This window comes from Paenibacillus sinensis, assembly GCF_019904155.1.
GTDB lineage: Bacteria > Bacillota > Bacilli > Paenibacillales > Paenibacillaceae > Paenibacillus_AQ > Paenibacillus_AQ sinensis.
Window position 1 is genome coordinate 1 of the sequence record NZ_JAHCMB010000016.1, and the last position, 276, is coordinate 276.

The 276-nt window shown below is 39.9% G+C and carries 1 protein-coding gene; it reads right to left on the minus strand.

What is annotated here, in order from left to right; translation table 11 throughout:
- Positions 1–222: glycoside hydrolase N-terminal domain-containing protein (locus KIH86_RS01105; RefSeq protein WP_223110264.1), on the minus strand; the 222-nt coding region annotated here is incomplete at its 3' end.
- Between the last annotated feature and the right edge of the window lie 54 nt (positions 223–276).

A 276-nucleotide genomic window follows, 5' to 3' on the forward strand; every position in this document is an offset into this window, starting at 1 on the left:
CTCAATCTTATCCTCTTTAAGCAAGGTTCTGATTTGGGGAATGTACTCTTTGGCATCCGGATTAATACGATTCATATTACCGCCTGACCACAATGAGTCTTCGTTAACCTGTATTCTCTCGATGCTTGTACCACCGAAGACCATCGCTCCTATGAAACCGTTTCCAATCGGGAACGCTTCATTCCAATTCTTCGCTTCATTTGTGAACCGTATTGTATTCATTTCTCCTATCTCCTATTCTCTTTGCTGAATCTGAATATAGAATAGCAAATAAAA